20 protein-coding genes are annotated in these 18,449 nt (G+C 43.2%); 16 read left to right on the top strand and 4 right to left on the bottom strand.

Annotated features, from left to right (window positions below; translation table 11 throughout):
* Positions 1–14: 14 nt before the first annotated feature.
* The 11 genes from O3646_RS06045 to O3646_RS06095 all read left to right on the top strand — a co-directional run bounded on the left by O3646_RS06045 (position 15) and on the right by O3646_RS06095 (position 9,387).
* On the top strand, positions 15–566 hold the full coding sequence (locus O3646_RS06045) for an ECF-type riboflavin transporter substrate-binding protein (RefSeq protein WP_003008479.1): 552 nt from the start codon (positions 15–17) through the stop codon (positions 564–566).
* 294 nt (positions 567–860) lie between these two features.
* Entirely contained in the window at positions 861–1,055 is a 195-nt protein-coding gene (locus O3646_RS06050; RefSeq protein WP_003005328.1) for a helix-turn-helix transcriptional regulator, read from the top strand.
* A gap of 28 nt (positions 1,056–1,083) precedes the next feature.
* Positions 1,084–1,566: a DUF6773 family protein gene (locus tag O3646_RS06055; RefSeq protein WP_049492393.1), complete on the top strand. Its 483-nt coding sequence runs from the start codon at positions 1,084–1,086 to the stop codon at positions 1,564–1,566.
* A gap of 10 nt (positions 1,567–1,576) precedes the next feature.
* Positions 1,577–2,068, top strand: a complete 492-nt coding sequence (locus O3646_RS06060) for a DUF6773 family protein (protein WP_371610673.1) — start codon at positions 1,577–1,579, stop codon at positions 2,066–2,068.
* Positions 2,069–2,218: 150 nt separating this feature from the next.
* Positions 2,219–3,202 carry a rhodanese-related sulfurtransferase gene (locus O3646_RS06065; RefSeq protein WP_045759784.1) on the top strand — a complete coding sequence of 328 codons (984 nt, stop codon included), beginning with the start codon at positions 2,219–2,221 and terminating at the stop codon, positions 3,200–3,202.
* A 99-nt stretch (positions 3,203–3,301) separates the two neighbouring features.
* Positions 3,302–4,207: a DUF4299 family protein gene (locus O3646_RS06070; protein ID WP_045759783.1), complete on the top strand. Its 906-nt coding sequence runs from the start codon at positions 3,302–3,304 to the stop codon at positions 4,205–4,207.
* Between the two features lie 157 nt (positions 4,208–4,364).
* Positions 4,365–5,138, top strand: coding sequence for a nucleoside phosphorylase (locus O3646_RS06075; RefSeq protein WP_371610674.1), 774 nt, complete (start codon positions 4,365–4,367; stop codon positions 5,136–5,138).
* Entirely contained in the window at positions 5,139–6,842 is a 1,704-nt protein-coding gene (locus tag O3646_RS06080; RefSeq protein ID WP_371610675.1) for an ABC transporter ATP-binding protein, read from the top strand.
* Complete coding sequence (locus tag O3646_RS06085; RefSeq protein WP_371610676.1) at positions 6,814–7,644, top strand: energy-coupling factor transporter transmembrane protein EcfT; 831 nt, start codon at positions 6,814–6,816, stop codon at positions 7,642–7,644. The genes O3646_RS06080 and O3646_RS06085 overlap by 29 nt, the downstream gene beginning before the upstream one ends.
* Positions 7,645–7,648: 4 nt before the next feature.
* The gene (locus O3646_RS06090; RefSeq protein ID WP_070505212.1) at positions 7,649–8,401 is read left to right on the top strand and encodes an SDR family oxidoreductase; all 753 of its coding nucleotides are present in this window, start codon (positions 7,649–7,651) and stop codon (positions 8,399–8,401) included.
* Positions 8,402–8,484: 83 nt separating this feature from the next.
* Complete coding sequence (locus O3646_RS06095) at positions 8,485–9,387, top strand: carbohydrate kinase family protein (RefSeq protein WP_195529420.1); 903 nt, start codon at positions 8,485–8,487, stop codon at positions 9,385–9,387.
* A gap of 215 nt (positions 9,388–9,602) precedes the next feature.
* On the opposite strand, the gene rsmG is transcribed toward O3646_RS06095, so the two are convergent.
* Positions 9,603–10,316, bottom strand: a complete 714-nt coding sequence (rsmG, locus tag O3646_RS06100) for a 16S rRNA (guanine(527)-N(7))-methyltransferase RsmG (protein WP_371610677.1) — start codon at positions 10,314–10,316, stop codon at positions 9,603–9,605.
* Positions 10,317–10,386: 70 nt separating this feature from the next.
* Here rsmG and O3646_RS06105 point away from each other — a divergent pair, with 70 nt between their 5' ends.
* Both O3646_RS06105 and htpX read left to right on the top strand, forming a co-directional pair.
* Complete coding sequence (locus O3646_RS06105) at positions 10,387–10,947, top strand: LemA family protein (RefSeq protein WP_003017390.1); 561 nt, start codon at positions 10,387–10,389, stop codon at positions 10,945–10,947.
* Position 10,948: 1 nt separating this feature from the next.
* Complete coding sequence (htpX, locus tag O3646_RS06110; protein ID WP_201036748.1) at positions 10,949–11,845, top strand: zinc metalloprotease HtpX; 897 nt, start codon at positions 10,949–10,951, stop codon at positions 11,843–11,845.
* 298 nt (positions 11,846–12,143) lie between these two features.
* Here the strand turns inward: htpX and O3646_RS06115 are convergent, their stop codons facing one another.
* From O3646_RS06115 to O3646_RS06125, 3 genes are all read right to left on the bottom strand, one after another.
* Positions 12,144–13,361, bottom strand: coding sequence for an MFS transporter (locus O3646_RS06115; RefSeq protein WP_371610678.1), 1,218 nt, complete (start codon positions 13,359–13,361; stop codon positions 12,144–12,146).
* Positions 13,358–13,534 carry a hypothetical protein gene (locus O3646_RS06120; protein WP_371610679.1) on the bottom strand — a complete coding sequence of 59 codons (177 nt, stop codon included), beginning with the start codon at positions 13,532–13,534 and terminating at the stop codon, positions 13,358–13,360. Before O3646_RS06120 ends, O3646_RS06115 begins: the two co-directional genes overlap by 4 nt.
* A gap of 110 nt (positions 13,535–13,644) precedes the next feature.
* Positions 13,645–14,505 carry a transcriptional regulator gene (locus O3646_RS06125; RefSeq protein ID WP_371610680.1) on the bottom strand — a complete coding sequence of 287 codons (861 nt, stop codon included), beginning with the start codon at positions 14,503–14,505 and terminating at the stop codon, positions 13,645–13,647.
* Between the two features lie 204 nt (positions 14,506–14,709).
* Here O3646_RS06125 and O3646_RS06130 point away from each other — a divergent pair, with 204 nt between their 5' ends.
* The 3 genes from O3646_RS06130 (at position 14,710) to gndA (ending at position 18,446) form a co-directional block, all read left to right on the top strand.
* Positions 14,710–15,249: a DUF177 domain-containing protein gene (locus tag O3646_RS06130; protein WP_371610681.1), complete on the top strand. Its 540-nt coding sequence runs from the start codon at positions 14,710–14,712 to the stop codon at positions 15,247–15,249.
* Positions 15,250–15,373: 124 nt separating this feature from the next.
* A complete protein-coding gene (locus O3646_RS06135; RefSeq protein ID WP_371610682.1) occupies positions 15,374–16,852 on the top strand; it encodes an SPFH domain-containing protein in 1,479 nt (492 codons plus the stop codon).
* A gap of 169 nt (positions 16,853–17,021) precedes the next feature.
* Positions 17,022–18,446, top strand: coding sequence for an NADP-dependent phosphogluconate dehydrogenase (gndA, locus tag O3646_RS06140; RefSeq protein ID WP_195311414.1), 1,425 nt, complete (start codon positions 17,022–17,024; stop codon positions 18,444–18,446).
* Positions 18,447–18,449: the final 3 nt, after the last annotated feature.

Raw genomic sequence — 18,449 nt, forward strand, 5'->3', positions numbered from 1 at the left:
CAGGAGATATCAGAATGAAACAGAAATCATTATTTTCAATTAAAGATGTTGTAGCTATTGGGGTTGGAGCAGCCCTCTTTGTCGTGATTGCTATGTTGCAAATCCCTGCACCTGCACCGAATACGAGCATTCAGTTGCAATATGCCCTTCAAGCTCTCTTTAGTGTAGTCTTTGGCCCAATTGTCGGCTTCTTAATCGGCTTGATTGGTCATGCCATTAAGGATGCTATGTCAGGTGGTCTTTGGTGGACTTGGATCATTTCAAGTGGTTTGTTTGGCCTTTTTGTTGGTTTCTTCCGCAAACAAATCGGTGAATTCAAAGGGGAAGTGACAAAGAAAGAATTAATTGTCTTTAACGTCGTTCAAATCGTATCCAACCTTGTGATCTGGGGCTTGATTGCTCCGGTTGGAGATGTCTTGATCTACAAGGAAAGTGCCAATAAAGTCTTCCTACAAGGTGTTGTTGCCGGTTCATTTAATGCTTTAACAGTAGCTGTTGCAGGTTCTCTTCTCTTGATTGCTTATGCACGGACTCAAACAAAAGATGGAAGTTTGACCAAAGATTAAATGTACAGAAGATAAGAGAGTGGGACAGAAATCGGTAATTCGTTAGAATTCGATTTCGTCGTCCCACCTCCGCACAGTTGAGTAGGGCTGTAAAAGCTGATGAAATCAGCGTAGTAGAGCCCACTTAACCACTGCGTCTTGCTCGACAATCCAAAAATAATTGAGAGGCTAGGACTTTTGTCTCAGCCTCTTTTTTGTTTTATCAAAAATATTTTTTACAAAATGCAAGATATATATTGCAAAATAGAAAATATAGTGTATAATAGAGCTATAAAAATAAGAAAGGAAAAGCCTGTGGCGAAAAATCTCAAATTAAAAATGGCCCGGGTCGAGCATGATATGACCCAGGGGGATCTTGCAGATGCCATTGGAGTGACGCGCCAGACCATCGGTCTGATTGAGGCGGGAAAGTATAACCCAACCCTCAGTCTCTGCCTTGCCATCTGTAAGACCTTGGATAAGACGCTGGATCAACTGTTCTGGGAGTAACAGTTTTAATAATAGAAAGAGGAAGAATATGAAACAAAAGAAAGAACCAATTGTAAAAGATGAACGGACTATGCTACTTGATGGAAAAATCGCAGGAGAACTTGTCCTTGGCATGACCTGCTTTATTGCCCTATCTGCCTTTGTGAAGTCCAGTATCCTGGACTTAGACCTAGTCGCTTATCTCCCCGAGATGTTCCTTCTGATTGCCATGGGGGCTTATGCTCTGCTAAGAAGGATCAGTTCAGGGATTGATATCCGAGATGTGTTAGAAAAAGATAGCTGGTTGAGTCGCCTTGGGTCAGGTCTAGTCTTTGCTGTGCTGATGATAGCCATGGATGTGATTGGAAAGCGAGAGGCAACGAGCTTTATCTTGAGTCCCAAGTATCTGATCAAAATTTTATTAGAAATCATCGTTTTTGCCATCCTGACAGATCTGCTTGAAAAACCACTTGCTCTTATCAATCGGAAAAAACAAGAGAAGATCGAGGCAGAGTTAGAGGATGAAGAATAAGGAGAAAGCAATGAGATTACAATTGCTGAACAAACAAATCATAGATGAACGAGAAGAAGGCTTAGCTAATAAGGCTGGTGCTGAGACAGCCGGTTTTCTTTTCCTTGCCTTAACTGTTTTTAGTGTGGGATCCATTTTTACATCTAAGGTGGGGCTCAGTCCAATCATGGTGGTAGCCTTACTCATCGTCTCAGGATTGTATTACTCTGTTCGTTGTCAACGATTGGGTGTGAAATTTATCAGTTATAGCTATCTAAATGTGACGGGAATTGTAGCAGTAACCTCTATTCTTTCCTTGTTCATCTGGGCTCAAAATTTTCAATTAAACCAGGCTGTCTATCACTCAAATCCCTTCCATTCAAAATTCTTGCTGGTGCTTCCGATCACATTTCTCCTGAATCTTCCGATTGTATGGGGGATGAATTTCCTTTTGATGCTCCTAGCAAAAGTTGAGAAAAAACGCTATGAAGCCTATCTGGATCAGTTGGAAAAAGAAGAGTAATTAGTTGAAACCTTATTTTTGTCGTAAAAAAGTCTGGAACCCCAGGCTTTTATTTTTCGGTCAAATAAATTGCATTCGCTTTCTTGGGGGAGTATACTGGTATAGTTGAATGAAAAATTCTGATAATTTAATCTTAGAAAAGAGAATCTTATGGCAAAACCTATTCGTGTTTTACTCTACTACCTCTATACCCCCATTGAAAATGCAGAACAATTTGCAGCCGACCACTTGGCCTTCTGTAAATCAATCGGCCTCAAAGGACGTATCCTAGTCGCTGACGAAGGAATCAATGGAACTGTTTCTGGTGACTACGAAACAACACAAAAATACATGGACTACGTTCACAGCCTTCCAGGTATGGAAGACCTCTGGTTCAAAATTGACGAGGAAGAAGAGCAAGCTTTCAAGAAGATGTTTGTACGTTATAAGAAAGAGATTGTCCACCTTGGTTTAGAGGATGATAATTTCGATAATGACATCAATCCTCTTGAAACGACAGGTGCTTACTTGTCTCCAAAAGAGTTTAAAGAAGCTCTTCTCGACGAGGATACCGTTGTTCTTGATACTCGAAACGACTACGAGTACGACCTTGGACACTTCCGTGGCGCTATTCGTCCTGACATCCGCAATTTCCGTGAATTGCCACAATGGGTCCGTGATAACAAGGAAAAATTCATGGACAAGCGTGTTGTCGTCTACTGTACTGGTGGAGTCCGTTGTGAGAAATTCTCGGGTTGGATGGTGCGTGAAGGCTACAAAGATGTTGGTCAATTGCATGGTGGAATCGCCACTTATGGGAAAGACCCTGAAGTTCAAGGCGAACTGTGGGATGGGAAAATGTACGTCTTTGACGAGCGGATTGCAGTCGATGTCAACCATGTCGATCCAAGTGTAGTTGGAAAAGATTGGTTTGATGGAACACCATGCGAACGCTATGTCAACTGTGGAAATCCTTTCTGTAACCGTCGGATCTTGACTTCAGAAGAAAACGAAGATAAGTACCTTCGCGGATGTTCGCATGAGTGCCGGGTTCACCCTCGCAATCGTTATGTTGAAGAACACAACTTGTCACAAGCAGAAGTTCGTGAGCGTTTGGCCCTTATCGGTGAAACGCTTGATGGAGCACCAGCATAATAGAAACAAACAGTCTGAAAGCTCAGGCTGTTTTTATATGGAAATTGGTTGAAAATTGTGCTATACTTTAGGTAAGCGATTTCACAAAGGAGAAAACAAATGAGTATCGTGTTTTCAATCAAAAATAAAAAGAGCTTATTTGGCTATCAGAAAGTACTCGCAGCACAGGAAGTTCTTAAATTAGTGGAGGGGTTAACAACCTACAACTATGATCCTGCCACCCTTCATCGTCCCTTAAATGATTTTGAAGGCTTGAACTGTATCGTATTTGGTAAGAGCGGTCTTCCTCTGCAGTTACGCTATTTTGATGAGGAAGAGTCTTATCAGATTCAGGTGCCCTCTTTTGCGATAGAAGAAGATTGGCAGTTGGCCCTTCGATGGATCAGTCGCCTAGGAGAAGTATTAGGAACGGAGATTGTGGCTAGTGACGGCGTGAGCTATACTCCAGATTCTATTTTCCATTTTGATTATGAAGTCGTTATCCTAGAAACGCTGGGTAATTTGACGAAAGAAAAAGATCTAAAAGAGTTTGAAGTACAAGGCTTCGCTCATCCAGTCTATTTGGATCGGGATACAGTGCAGGAAGTCTTGAACCATGTCCATCCACTAGAAGCTTACTCTGCCTTTATCAAGAAGATTCAATATAGTGTAGCATATTTCAGTCAAGTCCGTTTTTATCAACAGGAGGAGACAGGAGCCTTCTTAGCCAGCTATAGCTTGACAGAAGATACGGATACGGTCTTGCCAAGCGTGCCACATGTTCCTGCAGAATATGTAGAAATTGTGGGCTTAGCGGGTATCAGTGATTGGCAAGTTCTATTGGTTGCGATCGATGGAGATCCGGATAAGCCAGAAAATTACCATCCAATTGGCTCTCTTGCTCTGAAGAAACTTATAGAAGCGCTAGAGCCAGATGAATACCAGCTGCTAGATGCTAGTCAAATTGAAATCAAAAAATTGTCCAAAGAACGCTTGCTAGAATTAGCGCAATTGGAAAACAAGTAAAAAATATCGCAGTGAACTGTCCTTCCGACGTTTGATCCGAAAAATCTAACGTCTGGGAGCAGTTCTTTTTTTATGCCCTTCCTTTGATCAAAAACCAATGACTAGGCTAATTGTGGTATAATAGGGGCCTAGAAGTAGAATGAAAGAGGTGCACGAAATGCTGTTAGAAGAATTTGATGCTAATCGACAGGCGATTATCAATCCACAAGACTTACACCAACCAATTGAAGGATTTCCCAAAGTAGTCATCTCTTGCTTTTCAAGAGTAACTTTTGCGCGCCTCCTTGAGAATTACGATCATGAGGTCATTGCAAGAACCTCCATGGCCAACTTTGAAGTCCTGGTCTATGGGATCACTATTGGAGACCAACAAATTGCTGCCTTTAATGCACCAGTTGGGGCTGCTTCCTGTGTGGGGATTATAGAGGACCTGATTCAATTTGGGATGGAAAAACTCGTTCTTTTTGGGACCTGTGGAGTTTTAGACCGTGATATCGAAGCGACTTCCATCATCATTCCAACAGCTGCTCTTCGCGACGAGGGGACCAGTTACCATTATCTTCCAGCTAGTGATGAAGTGGAAGTAAACAAGAAAACCCTTCCTCTCTTCCAAGCCTTTCTGGACAGCCACAAGGTTTCCTATCAGTCAGGAAAAGTGTGGACGACAGATGCACCGTACAGGGAAACCATCGATAAGATGAAGAGACGAAAGGAAGCGGGAGCCATCTGTGTGGATATGGAGTGTTCGGCAGTGGCAGCCTTAGCAGCTTATAGGGACTTTGAGCTCTGCCATTTCTTCTATGCAGCAGACCACCTCTCGGAAGAAAAATGGGATATCCGAACCTTATCTAGTCATGAGGATTTAGATGGCAAGGATCGAATCGCAGAATTAGCCATCCAATTTGCGCTCTTTTGGGAAAAGGCAAACTAAATGAAAGAAGCAATGATTGAACTGAAGGATTTTTCCTTCCAATACAAGGCACAGTCTGAACCAACCTTGAAAAATCTCAACTTAACCATTTATAAGGGGGAAAAGGTTCTGATTGTTGGGCCATCTGGTTCTGGAAAGTCAACCATTGGCCAGTGCTTAAATGGGATTATCCCCAATATCTATAAGGGAACCAGTAGTGGGCAATTCCTCATTCAGGGGAAAGAAGCCTTTGATCTCAGTATTTATGAGAAATCTCATTTGGTCAGTACGGTTTTGCAAGATACAGATGGCCAGTTTATCGGTTTGAGTGTCGCAGAAGACTTGGCTTTTGCTCTTGAAAATGACATGGTAGAGCTGGGAACGATGAAAGAGCGTGTGCAGAGTTGGGCAGAACGCTTAGATTTGATGAAGCTCTTGGATCATCGGCCACAAGATTTGTCAGGTGGTCAAAAACAGCGGGTGAGCTTAGCAGGTGTTCTGATTGACGAAAGTCCGATCCTCCTTTTTGATGAACCACTGGCTAATCTAGATCCCAAGTCGGGTCAGGATATTATTGATCTGATCGATCAGATTCATGAAGAACAGGGGACGACCACCATTATTATCGAACACCGTTTAGAGGATGTACTCTACCGTCCTGTCGATCGGGTTATCTTGATCAATCAAGGTCAAGTTCTCTTTAATGGGAGCCCAGATGAGTTGTTGAGGACGACACTGCTTGCTGAAAATGGGATTCGAGAACCCCTCTATTTAACAACTCTTCGCCAGCTTGGTCAGGATATCAATCAATTGGAGCATCTGGATCGTCTAGAAGATATCGAGCTTACTGGTGTGAATCGTTCCATTCCAGAAGCGACCTTTACTAAAACTGGTGAGACGGAAGAACTATTGAAGTTGGAGCAGATTTCCTTTGCCTATCAAGAAAATCATCCGATCTTAAAAAATATTTCCCTCAGTATACCTAAGGGGCAGCGCTTAGCGATTGTCGGGAAGAATGGGGCAGGGAAATCAACTCTTGCGAAAGCTATCTGTGGCTTCATTGCAACAGAAGGACAATACACCTCTAGAGGTGAAGATATCAAGCAGGAGAGTGTCAAGGAGCGGGCAGAGCGAGTCGGCTATGTCCTGCAAAACCCCAATCAAATGATTTCGACCAATATGATTTTTGACGAAGTTGCTCTAGGTTTGCGCTTGCGGGGTGTCGCTGAAGAAGACATCAAAGAGCGTGTCTATCAAGCACTGAAAACTTGTGGCCTCTATGAGTTTCGTAAATGGCCGATTTCTGCCCTCTCATATGGGCAAAAGAAACGAGTGACCATCGCCTCGATACTAGTTTTAGGACCAGAAATTTTGGTCTTGGACGAGCCGACAGCAGGTCAGGACCAACGCAATTACACTGACATCATGGAATTTCTAGATAGCTTGCAAGAAAAAGGCCATACCATTGTCATGATTACCCATGATATGCAACTGATGTTGGATTATTCTGATCGTGCCCTTGTAGTATCAGACGGGCAAATTCTAGCAGATCTCTCACCTGCAGAGCTGTTCACTCATCCGGATATTTTACAAGAGGCTAATCTCAAAGAGACTTCGATTTTTGCCTTAGCCAATCGATTAGGAATGGATCCCTTGGCGCTAACGCAGTTTTATATGCAACAGAAAGGAGTAGGTCATGAAGCATCGATTAGTCGGCTACCATGAGGGGACGAGTTTTCTTCATCGCCTTTCAGGTGCGAGTAAGTTACTCTTTCTTCTTTTTGTATCTCTTGCGGCCATGTTGAGTTATGATACTCGACTCCTTCTAGGAATTGGTGTGGGCGCCTTGCTTTTATTCTCTACAGCTCGTATTCGATTTCGAGATATTTCATTTGTACTTGCATTTGCTTTTGTTTTTGCACTGTTAAATGTTGTCATGGTCTATCTCTTTGCCCCCCAGTATGGTGTAGAGATTTACGGGGCAAAGACAGTACTGATGAAGGGGTGGGGCTCCTATAGTATCACCTTGCAGGAACTCTTTTATCTTTTTAATCTAGTTCTTAAGTATGTCTGTACCATACCTCTAGCCTTGATTTTTTTGATGACGACCCATCCTAGTCAGTTTGCTTCAAGCCTCAACCAAATTGGCGTATCCTACAAGATTGCCTATTCTGTCAGCTTGACTCTGCGTTACATTCCTGACGTACAAGAAGAATATCAAACGATTAAATTGTCTCAGGAAGCCAGAGGGGTGGAGTTGTCCAAAAAGGCCAAGCTGATCAAGCGGATCAAAGGCAATTTGCAAATCATCTCTCCCTTAATCTTTAGCTCACTTGAGCGGATTGACAGCATTTCTACGGCTATGGAATTACGTCGCTTTGGTAAAAATAAAAAGCGGACCTGGTATTCTCATCAAGCCATGGAAATGAAAGATTATGGGATGATTCTATCAGCTTTAGCTGTTCTGGTCTTGAGTATTGTCCTGATCTTTGTCAATCAGGGACGTTTTTACAATCCATGGAGGTAATGACATGTCAGAAACGATTTTAGTAACAGGAGCTTCAGCTGGTTTTGGTCAAGCAATCTGCCGTCGCTTAGTAGCAGATGGATACCGTGTGATCGGGTCAGCTAGACGCATCGATAAATTACAGGCCCTTCAAGAAGAGTTGGGAGAAGCCTTTTATCCCCTGCAAATGGATGTGACGGATCTTTCTCAGGTAGATCATGCACTTGCCAGTTTGCCAAAAGATTGGGAGAAAGTGGATGTTTTGGTCAATAATGCTGGCTTGGCTCTAGGCCTCGCCCCAGCTTATGAAGCAGAGGTCGCAGACTGGCTGACCATGATTCAGACCAATATTGTTGGTTTGACCTATCTGACAAGGAAAATCTTGCCCCAGATGGTGGAACGAAATGATGGCTATATTATCAATTTGGGCTCTACAGCAGGAACTGTGCCTTATCCAGGGGCCAATGTTTACGGGGCATCCAAGGCTTTTGTCAAGCAATTCTCCCTCAATCTTCGGGCGGATCTAGCTGGCAAGAAGATTCGTGTCAGCAATATTGAACCTGGTCTTTGCGAAGGGACAGAGTTCTCTTCTGTTCGCTTTAAAGGAGACGAAAAACGGGTAGAAGCCCTCTATCGAGATGCCCATGCCATTCAGCCGGAAGACATTGCCAACACAGTAGCTTGGTTGATCCAACAGCCCAAGCATGTCAATGTCAATCGGATTGAAATCATGCCGGTTTCCCAAACCTTTGGCCCTCAACCCGTTTATCGTGATTAAAAAGAGAAGCAACCAAACCACAAGGGGTTGGTTGTTTTTTATGTTTCCTCTGGTATAATAGAAGGCAAAGTAAGGAGAAAAAGATGACAGCTGCCTTAGTTATTGGTTCTACAGTTTGTGATGTGATGATTTACTTGGATCGTTTGCCAAGTCGTGAAGGAGATGCTCATATTGATCACCAGCAATGGTCTGTGGGAGGTTGTGCCTTTAATGTCGTTAATATCCTTCATTTTTTGTCGCAACCCTATCAGTTTGTCTCGCCAGTCGGTTCTGGAATATATGGTGATTTTATTCGGAGAGAGCTGAAACAATTAGGGATTTCCTCTAGCATCTCATTAGAAGGGGCCAATGGTTGCTGTTACTGCTTTGTAGAGTCTGATGGTGAAAGGACCTTCTTATCGGACCACGGAGTGGAGTATAGCTTCCAAGCAGAGTGGCTAAAAGACATCGAGACAGATCGATTTGATTATATCTACTTGTGTGGCCTTGAAGTTGAGGAGCCAACCGGTCTTGCATTGGTGCAGTCTGTTTCGCAACTAGAAGGCCAGGTGATTTTCGCACCTGGGCCACGCGGACTCTTGATTCCAAAGGATCGACTGGAAGCCATTTATGATCTGCATCCGATTCTCCATGTTAATGAGGCTGAAGCACTGGCTTTTTCAGGGTGTAGAGAGATCCAGCCAGCCATCGAACACTTGTATCAAAGAACGGGGCAATTAGTCATTGTCACCTTGGGTGAAAAAGGAGCGGTTGCCTATGATGGCAACTGGTATGAGGCAGATGGTTTTCCAACAGAAGTCGTCGATACCGTAGGCGCTGGAGATAGCCATGTAGGAGCCTTTATATCCGCTCGTCTAGAAGGCTTAGACATCGCGCAAGCCTTAAGATTTGCCAACAAAGTCTCTAGCCAGATTGTTGCAAGTAAGGGGGTTCATCTGACAAAAGAGCAACAAGAAGCCCTGCGAACAGAATTGAAACAAAAATAAAAAAGAGAGTGGGACAGAAATCGGTAATTCGTTAGAATTCGATTTCATCGTCCCACCTCCTCACAGTTGAGTAGGGCTGTAAAAGCTGATGAAATCAGCGTAGTAGAGCCCACTCAACCACTGCGTCTTGCTTGGCAATCCAAAAATAATTGAGAGGCTAGGACTTTTGTCCCAGCCTCTTATTTGACTTTATCCGCGTAGCCCTTTGTATCTTACTACAATGGACGCTTATTGGGCATACCCGCTTTTCTTGGATATTTATTAGGGGTTTCTTTTTTCTTTTCGACAACAGTGATATAGCGTGGATCGCCATTTGGCAATTCATACTGTAGATTATCTTCAACCTTACTAAATAGCAGGTTGAGGGCATTTTTGGCTTCTTCTAACTCTTCTGGAGCATTGCTGGCCTTGAGAGCAAGAAGCTGTCCCCCTACTTTCAGGTAAGGGATGGTCAGCTCAGAGAGGACTTGCATGCGGGCAACCGCGCGGGCAGTTACGATATCAAATTGGGCACGAAAATTCTTGTCTTGCGCAAAGTCCTCCGCACGTCCGTGGTAGAAATGAACTCCGCTCAAGCCCAACTCTTCAGCCAGCAAGTGAAGGAAATTGATCCGCTTATTAAGGGAATCAATGATGGTCACATCCAACTCAGGGAAAAGAATCTTCATAGGAAGGCTCGGAAAGCCAGCACCAGCGCCGATATCCAAGAGACGGATGGGTTGGTTTTCGCTCAAGCCCTGCAAAATGGGTGCGATAGAGTCATAAAAATGCTTGAGATAGACTTCGTCTTTTTCGGTGATGGCAGTGAGATTAATCTTTTCATTCCATTCCACGAGGAGCTCAAAATAGCGTTCGTATTGTTCTTTTTGACGATCAGTTAATGGAAAGCCGAGTTCGGCTAAACGGGCATAAAATTCTTCTGGTTTCATGCTATTATTTTACCACAAAATAAGGGAAATTTGATATACTGGTAGAAAGAAATGAAAGGAATTCAATAAAATGATTTGGATTATTCTTGGGATCATCGTGGTCCTTGTGTTGATTGTAGTAGGAGTTTACAACGGTTTGGTGAAAAGCCGCATGCAAACTCGTGAAGCATGGAGTCAAATTGACGTGCAATTGAAACGTCGGAATGACTTGATTCCAAACTTGATCGAAACAGTAAAAGGCTATGCCAAGTACGAAGGGGATACCCTTGCTAAGGTCACTCAACTTCGCCAACAAGTAGCGCAAGCTTCTTCACCTGCAGAAGCAATGGCGGCCAGTGATGCTCTTTCTCGTCAAGTAGCAGGAATCTTTGCGGTGGCTGAAAATTACCCAGACTTGAAAGCTAACACTAACTTCATGCAGTTGCAAGAAGAATTGACCAATACAGAAAACAAAATTTCTTATGCTCGTCAATTGTACAATAGTGTCACAAGCAACTACAATGTCAAGTTGGAAACTTTCCCAACAAATGTGATTGCTGGAATGTTTGGCTTCAAACAAGCCGAATTCCTTCAAGTACCTGAAGAAGAAAAAGCAGTACCAAAGGTGGACTTTAGCGGATTAGGAGACTAATATGCTCTTTGACCAAATTGCAAGCAATAAAAGGAGAACTTGGATTCTCCTTATTGCTTTTTTCATACTCTTAGCTCTTATCGGAGCAGCCGTTGGTTACCTCTGGTTAGGCTCCTCCCTTGGTGGCGTCATCCTAGCTTTGATTATTGGTGGAATCTATGCCTTTAGCATGATTTTTCAATCCACCGAAGTTGTCATGCGGATGAATGGGGCGCATGAGGTAACGGAAGAGCAAGCCCCTCAACTCTACCATATTGTACAAGATATGGCTATGGTAGCCCAGATCCCCATGCCTAGGGTCTATATTGTAGATGATCCTTCTATGAATGCATTTGCGACAGGGTCTAATCCTCAAAATGCTGCTGTTGCAGCAACGACAGGTCTTCTAGCTGTGATGAACCGTGAGGAATTGGAGGGAGTCATCGGACACGAAGTCAGCCATATTCGCAATTACGATATTCGCATCTCTACGATTGCAGTTGCCCTTGCTAGTGCCATCACCATGCTTTCTAGCATTGGTGGTCGGATGATGTGGTGGGGCGGTGGCCGTAGCCGGGACGATGATCGAGAAGGTAGCGGTGGTTTGGAGATTGTTATTTTGATTCTTTCCTTGCTTGCCATCGTTTTAGCACCATTAGCAGCGACCCTGGTCCAGTTAGCCATCTCTCGTCAACGGGAGTTCCTAGCAGACGCTTCAAGTGTTGAATTGACGCGGAATCCTCAAGGGATGATCAATGCTTTGTTAAAACTAGACAATAGCGAACCAATGCAACGACATGTCGATGATGCGAGCAGTGCTCTTTTTATCAACGATCCTAAAAAAGAATCCGGTTTGCAAAAACTCTTTTATACCCACCCACCCATTGCTGAACGGGTAGCTCGCCTAAGAAAAATGTAAAAAATCCACCATTAGTAGGATTGAGAGTGTGGGAAAACTGTTTTTCTTTATAAATCTAATAAATTCTATACAAATAAAAGAAATTTATTCTTTAGAATTATTAACTCATCTATTGAAACTTTCCGCTGTGAGAAAAGTGCTAGAAACACTTTTGTTTCTAGCACTCGGGAGTTTTGGAACCTTGTGTCCAAAACTAAGTCATGGAACTTCGAAGAAGTTCGCTGACGTCCGTCCTCACCTAAGGAAAGTTTTTAAGATAACTTTGTCTTCAAGATCAATCCACCAAACGGTGGATTTTTTATTTGGTTGTTAAGAGGACGGTGCCGAAACCGAGAATGGCAAACATCCCCCACGCTAGGGGAAGGCTCCAGATAGCTAGACTAGAAAAGAGAGCTGTCCCAAGTGGCATGGCAAAGCTGACCATCAGTCCCAAAAAGCTAGACGTAGAAGCTAATTTTTCAGCGGGTAATTTGCTCATTAAAAGACTGGAAACTTTTGGGTTGATTTTTGCTACAAGATAACCAAGGAAAGTGATGAGTAGAAGGGAAAGAATGTCCCAGTGCATTAGGATATTTGTGAGCCCAAGTATGGTGAGCCCACCTGCGATCCACAGGAGGATATGGTGGAGTGATTGCTTGGAAAAATAGTCATGGGGTGTCAGGCTAGCCCAGACCATGCTTAAAATAGTCACTGCCTCTAAAATCAAGAGGGATTGGCTAAAGCTCAACTGAAAGAAGGGGGAGTGAAGCAGTTGCAAATTGTAGATACCTGAGATGGATCCCCCAAGAGCATTGATGAGAACCAATGAGAAGAGCAACTTACCAAAGTGGTGGACCTCCTCATCTGCAAAAATACTTTTAGCGTTCTGGTACATCTCTTGGCATTCGTGTATCAAAGAATTCTTGCTTTTGGGCTCAATGACGGGATCATGTGTCAGCTGCTTTTTTCTCATCAAGAGACAGGTAGAAGACAGGAGAAAAGTCACTGCATTGATCGAAGCGACCAGGGCAAAATTTTGATGGCTGATAGCTAGCAGCCAAACTCCTAGAGCTTGTCCAGAAATCGAACAGACCATACTAAGCAGTTGGTTGAAGGAATAAGCCTCCATTAAATCCTCGTCTGGGATGTTCTTTTTCATGATAGGGAGTTGCAAGCCTCCGCGATAATCACTCAAACAATCTGAAATAATGTTTAAAAAGCAAACAATCGAAAAGGCTAGGTAACCCGGAATCTTGGTCATGAGAGCAATAAGGATGAAGAGGATAGCTTGAAGATAGCCAATGCGGATCAACCAGTTAGCTTTTTTCTTCGTGCGGTCAGCCTTCATCCCGACAAAAATGGTAAAGAGGCTAGGAATAAATACAATGAGATTGGCAATGCCAACCGCCAGACTCGGTTGTGGCATGCTGGCAGCAAAGACCACAAAGACCAGATTGTAGATGGCAGCACCAAGGGTATTCAAAAAGCGAGAAAGACTAAGTAAGGCAAAAATCTTATTACGGATTAAGAGTTTCATAAACCTTCCTCCTTCATGTGATCAGTTGGTAAGACTTGTTTGATGGATCGAAAGATCTGTTTGAAGAGATCCAACTTCTCCTTTTCAGAGAGAGCTAGTTCCTGATCCTTCAGATAGACGCTGGTATGTGAGAGAAGAAAGCGGAGGAAGTGGCTTTTTAGTTTGGTTATCATGGGAAGAACCTTCTTTCTTTACTTGATAGTCCTATTGTAAACCTAAAAAGCAAGAAAAAATTAATGTTGCATATTTTCAACAAAAACTCACAGAGTAGATCTGTGAGTTTTTAGGATTTATTGATCAGTTCTTGCAGGCCCTGTTTGTAGTAGTTGGCACTGTCCTTACAATCCAGAATAGAGAGAACCTGGATGGCCTGCTCCATCTTTTCAAGACCAGCTTCTTTTTCTCCCTTTCGATAAAGAAATTCTCCTTTGGCATAGAGGTAAACCGTCCGCAGGTAGGCTTCGTTTTCGGAGTAAAAGTGGTCCTTGATTAACTGATCAAAATAGGTTGCATCTTCAAATTCATTTGAACTAATGGCGAGAAAGAAGCCATTAAGAAAAATAGAGTTAAGGGCAGGACGAGAGGAATCTAGGAGAAGTTTGAAATCCTCCCTTTGGACCAACTCCTCTGTGTATTGTCGATAGAGGCGACTAGAGAAAAGTGGAGAGGTCAGAGAAAACAGGTTTAATTCAAAATTTCCCCAGATTGTGACAGAGAAGAGATAATCATGGAGGAAATCGAGTTCCTCTTGGCTAGCGGTGAGCTCTACTTCAGGATAGAAGCCAAGCATTTGGACTTTGAGAATAATGCTGGCTAAGAAGTCTTCTTTTTTCTGATATTTCTGATAGGCTTGCTGGTAGCTTTGGTACAAGGCTTGATCGTGTTCCAAGCTCATGTTTTCATAGTGCTCTTTCAACAATTTGGGAATAAAAGAGTGCTGATCGATTCCAGCTAGATGGGAAAACTCACTGAGGCTGGTTTTGATCTGTTGAAGGGCCTGAAAAAAACGTTGCGTGGTCAGGTCATTTTCCCCTCTTTCAAATCGAGATAGCATGGAGCGCGAAAATTCGCCACCCGTAGCCTCCTCTAGAGAGATGTGGCGACTTTCACGTATTTGCCGAAAAACTGCTCCGATATCTTTCATGAATTATCCTCTATCTAACATTGCTCAATGCCCTAGCCAGTGACCCTCTTTTGTCCAAGAGATGGTGGGACCTTGTGTACAACACCAATTGGCCTAGTTACTGTATCTTTTTTCATGATTATAACAAATTTTTGAGGAGACTTCTTGGTTGAGGGGCAGCTTCATGATATACTAGTAGTATCTAGAAGATTTGAGGACAAAAGAATGAACCTATTTACACAAGAAATCCGTAAAAATCCTGAAGGACTAGCCTTTGATCAAGAGTTGGATTTGCTCAAGGAATTGCAAAAGCGTAATCCAGAAATTCTTGATTTAAAGAATGTGACGGCGACAGGACGAGTAGCCTATGATACAGGCCTCTATGTCTTGGATTACCAGTTGAGCTACACCATCGTTTTGGCATCTAGCCGAAGCATGGAGCCTGTTGAGCTTCAAGAGAGCTATCCTGTAACAGAGGTGTTTGCGGAGGATGTACAGTCTGACGCAGATATCGAGGCCCTAGAGGAAGACTTGATCCTTCCAATCGAAGGTGGGAAGATTGACCTGAGTGAGAGTGTAGCAGATAATATTCTGCTCAATATTCCTCTCAAGGTTCTCACTCCAGAAGAAGAGGCTGGACAAGGTTTTATCGAAGGCAATGATTGGAAAATCTTATCCGAAGAAGAATACCAAGACGCTCAAGCGATCAAGAAAGAAGAAAACAGTCCTTTCGCTGGTCTAAATGGCTTGTTTGACGAAGAATAAGCTAGAGATTACATTTGATAAATTTAGACATAAATACAGGTCTTTTCTTTGAGGAAAGGCCTTCTTTTGATATACTAGGATTAATAAATAACAGAGGGGAGACCTCTAAAAAAGGAGAAAAAGTATGGATACTTTATTTATTCCAGGTTGGTTGATTACCAGCCTAATAGTCGCAGTTATTATTTTGATTTTGCTTGTTAAAGGTTATGTGAACGCTAAACCCAACGAAGTCGTGGTCATTACCGGTCTTCGGAAACAACGTCACTTGCGTGGGAAAGCTGGCTTTATGATTCCCTTTGTCGAACAACGCTCTTATCTTGATATTGAGCAATTCTCGACAGATGTTCGGACGTCAGAAGCAGTCCCAACACTGGACTTCATTAACGTCCGTGCCGATGCAGCTGTTAAATTAAAAATTGGTACTACCGATGAAATGATTGCCCGGGCTGCAGAAAACTTCTTGAACTGGAATACGACAGATATTTCCAACTCTGTCCAAGATGTCTTGGAAGGAAACTTGCGGGAAGTGATCGGTCAGATGGAGCTCCGTAAGATGGTCAATGACCGTCAAGAGTTTGCCTCAAAAGTGCAGGACAACGTAGCACCAGACTTGGCTAAAATGGGTCTAGAAGTCATCGCCTTTACGGTTCAATCCTTCTCTGATGAAGGGGGAGTCATCGATAACCTAGGGATTGAAAATGTTGAAACCATTAAGAAAGATGCCTTGATTGCCAAAGCCAAAGCAGAACGTGAACGCAAGGAAGTTGAAGCAGAACAAGATAAATTGGCTAACGACAAACGCGTCGCTGCCGATCTTGAAATTGCGCAAAAACAAAACGAATTAAAACTCAAACAAGCAGCCCTCAAGCAAGAAGCAGATATTGCCCAAGCAAAAGCAGATGCCGCTAAAGGGATTGAGGCAGAAGTGCAACGTCGTGAACAAGAGCGCGTGGCAGCCGAAGCCAATATCATGAAACAGGAAAAAGAAGCGGAAGTCAAAGAGCGCGAAGTTAAGGTTCGTGAGCAAGAATTGGATGCCAACATCCGCAAACAAGCTGAAGCTGAAAAATATGCGCGTCAACAAGCTGCAGAAGCAGAATTGATCGAACGCCAACGCAAGGCGGAAGCAGAACTCTTCGAAACACAAAAAGAAGCCGAAGCTCGAAAAGCTCAAGCCGAAGCTGAGAAATTTGCCCAATTGCAAGAGGCCGAAGCTATTGAAGCCAAAGGTCGTGCTGAGGCTGAAGCCATTCGCTTGAAACTGGAAGCTGAAGCCAAAGGTTTGGACCAAAAGGCCGAAGCGATGAAGAAAATGCAAGAAGCAGCCATTACTGAAATGGTCGTTGACAAGTTGCCTGAAATTGCGCGTGCTGTCGCAGAACCATTAACCAAGGTGGATAAGATCACCATGTATGGGGAAGGCAATGCTTCTAAGATGGTGGGCGATATTATGCAAAGTATCGACCAAGTCTCTCAAGGAGCCGGATTTGATATTCGTCAATTGCTAGCAGGAGCTCTTGGGGTCAATATGACGGTCAATAAACTCAAAGAAGGAGAACAACCGGTCATTGAAGCAGAGGAGTTAGCTTCTAAAGAAGATTAATGCCATTCATCAAGAAGTGTCTGAGAACTGTTTCTCGGGCACTTTTGTTTTTAAGATCAAATGACTTGCATGATCTTCTCCCTCTTAGAGAAGGTGGGAAGCTATTTTCTGCTTTCTTTTGAGGAGGAAAAATGGTAGAATAAAGGCAAACTATAAAGAGGAGTGTCACATGACTAAAGCAAACTTTGGTGTTGTTGGTATGGCCGTAATGGGTCGTAACCTTGCCCTTAATATCGAATCTCGTGGCTACACAGTTGCCATTTTTAACCGTAGTAAAGAAAAAACAGAAGATGTGATTGCTTGCCATCCTGATAAAAACTTTGTGCCAAGCTATGATATCGAAAGCTTCGTAAACTCTATCGAAAAACCACGTCGTATCATGCTCATGGTTCAAGCAGGACCTGGTACAGACGCAACCATCCAAGCCCTTCTTCCACACTTGGACAAAGGTGATATCTTGATTGACGGAGGAAACACTTTCTACAAAGATACTATCCGTCGTAATGAAGAATTGGCGAACTCAGGTATCAACTTCATCGGTACAGGTGTATCTGGTGGTGAAAAAGGTGCCCTTGAAGGTCCTTCTATCATGCCTGGTGGACAAAAAGAAGCGTATGACTTGGTAGCAGACGTTCTTGAAGAAATCTCTGCAAAAGCGCCTGAAGATGGTAAACCATGTGTAACTTATATCGGTCCTGATGGAGCTGGTCACTACGTGAAAATGGTCCACAATGGTATCGAGTACGGTGATATGCAATTGATCGCAGAAAGCTATGACCTCATGCAACACTTGCTTGGTCTTTCTGCAGAAGACATGGCTGAAATCTTTACTGAGTGGAACAAGGGTGAATTGGACAGCTACTTGATTGAAATTACAGCTGATATCCTTGGACGCAAAGACGATGAAGGTCAAGACGGACCAATCGTAGACTATATCCTGGATGCTGCAGGAAACAAAGGAACTGGTAAATGGACTAGCCAATCAGCTCTTGACCTTGGTGTGCCATTGTCACTTATTACTGAGTCAGTATTTGCACGTTACATCTCAACTTACAAAGAAGAACGTGTACACGCTAGCAAGGTGCTTCCAAAACCAGCTGCTTTCAAATTTGAAGGCGACAAGGCTGAATTGATTGAGAAAATCCGTCAAGCCCTTTACTTCTCAAAAATCATCTCTTACGCACAAGGTTTTGCGCAATTGCGTGTAGCTTCTAAAGAAAACAACTGGAACTTGCCATTTGCGGACATCGCATCTATCTGGCGCGATGGATGTATCATCCGTTCTCGTTTCTTGCAAAAGATCACAGACGCTTACAACCGTGATGCAGATCTTGCTAACCTTCTTTTGGACGAGTACTTCTTGGATGTAACAGCTAAGTACCAACAATCAGTTCGTGATATCGTAGCTCTTGCTGTTCAAGCAGGTGTACCAGTACCAACCTTCTCAGCGGCAATTACATACTTCGATAGCTACCGTTCAGCTGATCTTCCAGCGAACTTGATCCAAGCACAACGTGACTACTTTGGTGCTCACACATACCAACGTAAAGACAAAGAAGGTACCTTCCACTATTCTTGGTACGATGAAAAATAATCT

Origin of the sequence: Streptococcus sp. 27098_8_148, assembly GCF_041432105.1 — a bacterium.
Classification (GTDB): domain Bacteria; phylum Bacillota; class Bacilli; order Lactobacillales; family Streptococcaceae; genus Streptococcus; species Streptococcus parasanguinis_AE.

Excerpts from the sequence above, each read along its gene's own strand:
- O3646_RS06055 (WP_049492393.1), top strand. The coding sequence starts at position 1,084 with ATGAAACAAAAGAAAGAACCAATTGTAAAAGATGAACGGACTATGCTA.
- O3646_RS06135 (WP_371610682.1), top strand. The coding sequence starts at position 15,374 with ATGGATACTTTATTTATTCCAGGTTGGTTGATTACCAGCCTAATAGTC.
- O3646_RS06125 (WP_371610680.1), bottom strand. The coding sequence starts at position 14,505 with ATGAAAGATATCGGAGCAGTTTTTCGGCAAATACGTGAAAGTCGCCAC.
- htpX (WP_201036748.1), top strand. The coding sequence starts at position 10,949 with ATGCTCTTTGACCAAATTGCAAGCAATAAAAGGAGAACTTGGATTCTC.
- O3646_RS06060 (WP_371610673.1), top strand. The coding sequence starts at position 1,577 with ATGAGATTACAATTGCTGAACAAACAAATCATAGATGAACGAGAAGAA.
- O3646_RS06075 (WP_371610674.1), top strand. The coding sequence starts at position 4,365 with ATGCTGTTAGAAGAATTTGATGCTAATCGACAGGCGATTATCAATCCA.
- O3646_RS06080 (WP_371610675.1), top strand. The coding sequence starts at position 5,139 with ATGAAAGAAGCAATGATTGAACTGAAGGATTTTTCCTTCCAATACAAG.
- O3646_RS06065 (WP_045759784.1), top strand. The coding sequence starts at position 2,219 with ATGGCAAAACCTATTCGTGTTTTACTCTACTACCTCTATACCCCCATT.
- O3646_RS06095 (WP_195529420.1), top strand. The coding sequence starts at position 8,485 with ATGACAGCTGCCTTAGTTATTGGTTCTACAGTTTGTGATGTGATGATT.
- O3646_RS06120 (WP_371610679.1), bottom strand. The coding sequence starts at position 13,534 with ATGATAACCAAACTAAAAAGCCACTTCCTCCGCTTTCTTCTCTCACAT.
- rsmG (WP_371610677.1), bottom strand. The coding sequence starts at position 10,316 with ATGAAACCAGAAGAATTTTATGCCCGTTTAGCCGAACTCGGCTTTCCA.
- O3646_RS06045 (WP_003008479.1), top strand. The coding sequence starts at position 15 with ATGAAACAGAAATCATTATTTTCAATTAAAGATGTTGTAGCTATTGGG.
- gndA (WP_195311414.1), top strand. The coding sequence starts at position 17,022 with ATGACTAAAGCAAACTTTGGTGTTGTTGGTATGGCCGTAATGGGTCGT.
- O3646_RS06085 (WP_371610676.1), top strand. The coding sequence starts at position 6,814 with ATGAAGCATCGATTAGTCGGCTACCATGAGGGGACGAGTTTTCTTCAT.
- O3646_RS06130 (WP_371610681.1), top strand. The coding sequence starts at position 14,710 with ATGAACCTATTTACACAAGAAATCCGTAAAAATCCTGAAGGACTAGCC.
- O3646_RS06090 (WP_070505212.1), top strand. The coding sequence starts at position 7,649 with ATGTCAGAAACGATTTTAGTAACAGGAGCTTCAGCTGGTTTTGGTCAA.
- O3646_RS06115 (WP_371610678.1), bottom strand. The coding sequence starts at position 13,361 with ATGAAACTCTTAATCCGTAATAAGATTTTTGCCTTACTTAGTCTTTCT.
- O3646_RS06070 (WP_045759783.1), top strand. The coding sequence starts at position 3,302 with ATGAGTATCGTGTTTTCAATCAAAAATAAAAAGAGCTTATTTGGCTAT.
- O3646_RS06105 (WP_003017390.1), top strand. The coding sequence starts at position 10,387 with ATGATTTGGATTATTCTTGGGATCATCGTGGTCCTTGTGTTGATTGTA.